At 67.1% G+C, this 5299-nt stretch carries 5 protein-coding genes; 2 read left to right on the top strand and 3 right to left on the bottom strand.

Translation table 11 applies throughout. From position 1 onward, the window contains the following. Positions 1-135: 135 nt before the first annotated feature. Positions 136-732, bottom strand: coding sequence for a TetR/AcrR family transcriptional regulator (locus DBV14_RS31170; protein WP_124465489.1), 597 nt, complete (start codon positions 730-732; stop codon positions 136-138). A gap of 84 nt (positions 733-816) precedes the next feature. On the opposite strand from DBV14_RS31170, the gene DBV14_RS31165 reads away from it, so the two are divergent. After that, positions 817-1245, top strand: a complete 429-nt coding sequence (locus DBV14_RS31165) for a VOC family protein (RefSeq protein WP_124465487.1) — start codon at positions 817-819, stop codon at positions 1243-1245. Between the two features lie 24 nt (positions 1246-1269). Here the strand turns inward: DBV14_RS31165 and DBV14_RS31160 are convergent, their stop codons facing one another. Both DBV14_RS31160 and DBV14_RS31155 read right to left on the bottom strand, forming a co-directional pair. Next, positions 1270-3126, bottom strand: a complete 1857-nt coding sequence (locus DBV14_RS31160; RefSeq protein ID WP_124465485.1) for an ABC transporter ATP-binding protein — start codon at positions 3124-3126, stop codon at positions 1270-1272. Between the two features lie 71 nt (positions 3127-3197). After that, on the bottom strand, positions 3198-4142 hold the full coding sequence (locus tag DBV14_RS31155; protein WP_124465483.1) for a LysR family transcriptional regulator: 945 nt from the start codon (positions 4140-4142) through the stop codon (positions 3198-3200). 113 nt (positions 4143-4255) lie between these two features. On the opposite strand from DBV14_RS31155, the gene DBV14_RS31150 reads away from it, so the two are divergent. Beyond that, positions 4256-5092, top strand: coding sequence for a class III extradiol ring-cleavage dioxygenase (locus DBV14_RS31150; RefSeq protein ID WP_124465481.1), 837 nt, complete (start codon positions 4256-4258; stop codon positions 5090-5092). Positions 5093-5299 lie beyond the last annotated feature (207 nt).

The following is a 5299-nucleotide window of genomic DNA, read 5'->3' as shown; positions in this document are numbered from 1 at the left end:
AGGGCATCGGGTGCTTCCCGCAGCGAAATAAAGGAGGAGCGAAGCGGGGGACATTCGCGGAGGGAAGTACCCGGTGTCAGTCGCACGCGCCCTGAATGACCCCGCACCCGCACCCGAACCCGAGCCCAAAGCAGGTCAGCGCTTCTTCTCGGCGCCAAGCGCCCGCTCCAGCAGCCACAGCATCGCAGCCCGGACTTCGCCAACATCCGCCCCCGCATCGATCTCCAACGCCGCGCGATCAAAGGCAGCAGAGAGCAGCCGGCCCAGCGCGTCGAGCGACACCTCCCCCTTGCCCATGCCTGCACGTGACAGGCCCTCGCGCAACGAGCTTGCCGACGTCGCGTCGTCCATCGCCATGATCTCCGCCAGCCCCAGTACCGCCGGCCCGTCGATCAGCAGCAGCCGCGTGCGCCCCGGCACCCTCATGGCATTCAGGTACGCCTCGCTGCCGTCGAGCAACGCCCTGCGCGGCGTCAACTGGTCGGGCGTGGCTGCCTCGATGTCGGCCGTCACCGCTTGCGCCTCCCGCAACAGCACCTGACGGAACAGGTCGCGCTTGTCGGTGAAGTGGTGGTACAGCGCCCCGCGGGTGATGCCCGCCGCCACCGCGATGTCGGGGGTGGACGTGTCGGCGTAGCCCTTGGTGACGAACAGCGCGCGGGCCGCCTCGATCAGCGCCAGGCGGGTGGTTTCGGTGCGTTCGCGGTTGGTGCGTGTCGGGGCTTTGGCCATGACCCTAATTTACATGCAGCCTGTTTGTGGATTACGATGTAATTTACATGCAGTCTGTATGTTTTATCTGAAAGGACCCTCACCATGAAAGTGACGAGCTACTACCCCGTGGTCATGACCAACGACGTCGCCGCGACCGCCGGCTTCTACCAGCAGCACTTCGGTTTCTCGGCGCTGTTCACCAGCGATTGGTACGTGCATCTGCAACTCGAAGGCAACGCGGCGGTGAACCTTGCCGTGCTCGACGGGCGGCACGAAACCATTCCGGCGCCGGCGCGTGGCCAGGTGGCGGGCGGGCTGCTGCTGAACTTCGAGGTGGACGATCCCGATGCGGTGCATGACCGGCTGAAGGCGGCCGGCCTGCCGATCCTGCTGCCGCTGCGCGACGAGGCCTTTGGCCAGCGCCACTTCATTACCAGCGACCCGAATGGCGTACTCATCGACATCATCAAGCCGATCCCGCCGAGCGCGGAGTTCGCCGCGCAGTACGAGGCGAGCGCGCTGCCGACCTGAAAGGCCGGCCAGCCGATCGACAGGTCAGGCGCGCAGGGCTTCGTCTTCTTCGAGTCCGTCGCCCAGGAAGCCGCCGCTCTGGTGCGCCCACAGGCGCGCATACAGGCCGCCTTGCGCCATCAGCGTGCGGTGGTCGCCTTCTTCGACCACGCGGCCTTCGTCGAGCACGATGAGCCGGTCCATCGCCGCGATGGTCGACAGCCGGTGCGCGATGGCGATCACGGTCTTGCCTTCCATCAGCGTGTACAGGCTCTGCTGGATCGCGGCCTCGACCTCGGAGTCGAGCGCGCTGGTGGCTTCGTCGAGCAGAAGAATCGGCGCGTCTTTCAGCATCACGCGCGCAATGGCCACGCGCTGGCGCTGGCCGCCCGAGAGCTTCACGCCGCGCTCGCCCACATGCGCCTCGTAGCCGCGCCGGCCGCTGGCATCACCCAGCGTCTGGATGAACTCGTGCGCCTCGGCGCGTCGCGCCGCCGCCTCGATCTGTTCGAGCGTGGCGTCGGGCCGGCCGTAGGCCACGTTGTCGGCCACCGAGCGGTGCATCAGCGAGGTGTCCTGCGTGACCATGCCGATGTGGCTGCGCAGCGAGTCCTGCGTGACGTGGGCAATGTCTTGCCCGTCGATCAGGATGCGGCCGCTTTCCAGGTCATGAAAGCGCAGCAGCAGGTTCACCAGCGTCGACTTGCCGGCGCCCGAGCGGCCGACCAGGCCGATCTTCTCGCCCGGCCTGACCGTGAGGTTCAGGTCTTCGATGACGCGGCGGCCCGCGTCGGCGTAGCGGAAGCTCGCATGCTCGAAGCGCACTTCGCCGCGCGGCACGTCGAGCACCGTGGCATCGGGCGCGTCGAGCACGGTGCGCGGGCGCGACAGCGTCTTCATGCCGTCCTGCACCGTGCCGATGTTCTCGAACAGGCTGGTCATTTCCCACATGATCCAGTGCGACATGCCCTGCAGCCGCAATGCCATGGCGGTGGCGGCCGCCACCGCGCCCACGCCGACCACGCCGTTCGACCACAGCCACAGCGCCATGCCGGCCATGCCCGCGGTCAGGCCCATGCTGAGCGTGTGGTTGACGATTTCGAACGCGCTCACCAGCCGCATCTGGCCGTAGCCGGTGTGCATGAACTCGCGCATGGCGTCGCGCGCAAAGCCGGCTTCGCGCTGCGTGTGCGAGAACAGCTTGACGGTCGCGATGTTGGTGTAGGCGTCGGTCACGCGGCCGGTCATGAGCGCACGCGCATCGGCCTGCGCCTTGCCGACCTTGCCCAGCCGCGGCACGAAGTAGATGAGGGCGCCGATGTACAGCACCAGCCAGATCACGAAGGGCCACACCAGCTGCGCGTCGAGCACGCCCACCAGGATGATCATGGTGGCCACGTACACGCCCATCGCCACCAGCACGTCGGCCAGCACGAACACGGTTTCGCGCACGGCCAGCGCGGTCTGCATCACCTTGGCGGTAATGCGGCCGGCAAACTCGTCCTGGTAGAAGGCCATGCTCTGGCCCAGCATCAGCCGGTGAAAGTTCCAGCGCAGGCGCATCGGCAGGTTCACCGCCAGCGTCTGGTGCTTGACGATGGTCTGCAGCGCCACCACGCCGATGCTGATCACCAGAAACGCGGCCAGCCACAGCAGCGTGTCGCCGCGATCCGCCCACAGGCGCGAGGGCACCTGCCCGCCGAGCCAGTCGACGATGCGCCCGAGAATCGCGAACAGCGCGGCCTCGAAGATCGACATGACGGCGGTCAGCACCGCCATCGCGGCGATCTTGCCGCGCACGCCGTGCGTGCAGGCCCAGAGAAAAGCGAAGAAGCCTTGGGGCGGCAGCGCGGGTTCGGCGGCGGGGTAGGGGGAAAGTAGTTTTTCGAAGAAGCGGAACAAGGCGAGAGGTCTCCCAGATAGCTCGCAACTTTAGCCGCGCATGCATGACCTTGCCCCGAAAGGGTGCGCTCTTAATGCTTGCGAGGCTTCTCTTCAGCGGGCGCCGGGCGGGCTGCGGACTTTGGTTGCAAGCCGCCCAGCCGTTCGCTCAGGAAGTCGATGAAAGTACGCAGCTTGGGCGACATGTATTGCCGGCTCGTGTACACCGCGAACAGCGTGACGGGCGGCGAATCGAAGTCGGGCAGCAGCCGCACCAGCCTGCCTTGCGCAAGGTCGTCGTCGATCAGCCACAGCGGCATGAAGGCGATGCCCATGCCGGCGTGCACCGCATGCAGCGTGAGCGTGGTGTCGTCCGAGCGCATGGCCGGCGTGAGGCGCAGCGGAAACATGCGCCCGCCCGGTCCCTTGAGCGCCAGGTTCTCCAGGTTCACGTAGCTCGGCACGATGGCGCCGAAGCGCGCCAGGTCGGCGGGCAGCGCGGGGTCGCCGCCCACGCGTGCCAGGTACGCCGGCGTGCCCGCCAGGTAGAAGGGCACGCGGCACAGCGGACGGGCGATCAATGCGGACGACAGCTCCTGCGTGGCGCGCAGCGCGATGTCGTAGCCGTCTGCCGCCAGGTCGACCTTGCGGTTTTCCAGGTGCATGTCGACCAGCACCTCGGGGTAGCGCTCGCGGTAGTCGGCCAGCACGCGCGCAAACCGCGGCGTGGCACACCAGACCGGCGCGCTCACCTTGAGCTGGCCGCGCGGCGTTTCGCTGGTCTGGCCGATGGCGGCCTCGGCCGCGTCGAGCAGGTCGAGCGCGCGGCGGCTTTGTTCGTACCAGGCGGTGCCTGCCTCGGTCAGGCTCAGGTGCCGGCTCGAGCGGTGCAGCAGCCGCGCGCCCAGCGATTTTTCGAGTTGGGCCACATGCTTGCTGGCCATCGGCGGCGACATGCCCAGGCGCCCGGCCGCCGCCACGAAGCTGCCGGCCTCCACGACTTCGCGAAACACGCGCAGGCTGGTCATGCGGTCCATGGAGCGTCCTTGAAGATTTCTTGAGAGGAACTGATTCCATGCATCCTAGCCTGTCGATTTCCTGGGAGGAAATGTCTACAGTCGATGCAACGCTTTCAAGAAGGAGCATCGACTTGACCCACGACAACACGAACGGCACCGCGGCATCCCGCCTGCCGACCTACTTCATCTCGCACGGCGGCGGCCCCTGGCCCTGGATGAAGAAAGAAATGGGGCCGACCTACGACCAGCTCGCCGCCTCGCTGGCCGACATGCCGCGCCAGATCGGCCGCACGCCCAGCGCCATCCTGATGGTGTCGGCGCATTGGGAGGCTCCCGCCTTCACGGTGCAGGGCAACCCGAAGCCGCCCATGATTTATGACTACGGCGGCTTTCCCGCCCACACCTACGAGGTGCACTACGACTCGCCAGGCTCCCCGGAACTCGCGCAGCGCGTGCAAGCACTGATAGCCGCCGCTGGCCTGCCGGTGCAGATCGACCCCGAGCGCGGCTACGACCACGGCATGTTTTCCCCCATGGCCGCGATGTACCCGAACGCCGACGTGCCGGTGGTGCAACTGTCGTTGCGGCGCGGGCTCGACCCGGCCGAGCACCTGGCGCTGGGCCGCGCATTGGCACCGTTGCGCGACGAGAACGTGCTGATCGTGGGCAGTGGCCTGAGCTATCACAACCTGCGCAATTTTGGGCCGCAGGCGCATGGCGTATCGAAAGCATTCGACGACTGGCTGGGCGAAGCAGTGGTGCGAGACGTGGCCAGCGAGCGCAGCGAACAGCTGCTGAACTGGGCGGCCGCACCGTCGGCCCGGATGGCGCATCCTCGTGAAGAACACCTGATTCCGTTGATGGTGGCGGTAGGCGCGGCCGAAGCCGACGCCGGCGAGCGCGTGTACCACGAGGACTCGTTCATGGGCGGGCTCGTGGTGTCCAGCTATCGCTTCGGGGCTGTTTGAGAGCCCGTTGTCGCTCTCGGTCAGTTCAGTTCGTTCAGGGCGCCGCCCACGCCGACGGTGTGCTCTGCTCCGCGAATGTCCCCCGCTTCGCTCCTCCTTTATTTCGCTGCGCGGAGCACCCGATGCCAGTCGCACGAGGGCGCTGCTCTCGCATTGGCCGATCAACGACCGCTCTGAAGGCGCTCGCGCCGATGGTGTGCTCTGCGC

The sequence above is a fragment of the Variovorax sp. KBW07 genome, from assembly GCF_003852515.1.
Taxonomy (GTDB): Bacteria; Pseudomonadota; Gammaproteobacteria; order Burkholderiales; family Burkholderiaceae_C; genus Variovorax.
This window is presented reverse-complemented; position numbering and strand designations above follow the sequence as displayed.

What these genes read in the sequence shown, in the direction of transcription:
- DBV14_RS31170 (WP_124465489.1), bottom strand. Translation starts at nt 732, where the DNA reads ATGGCCAAAGCCCCGACACGCACCAACCGCGAACGCACCGAAACCACC.
- DBV14_RS31165 (WP_124465487.1), top strand. Translation starts at nt 817, where the DNA reads ATGAAAGTGACGAGCTACTACCCCGTGGTCATGACCAACGACGTCGCC.
- DBV14_RS31155 (WP_124465483.1), bottom strand. Translation starts at nt 4,142, where the DNA reads ATGGACCGCATGACCAGCCTGCGCGTGTTTCGCGAAGTCGTGGAGGCC.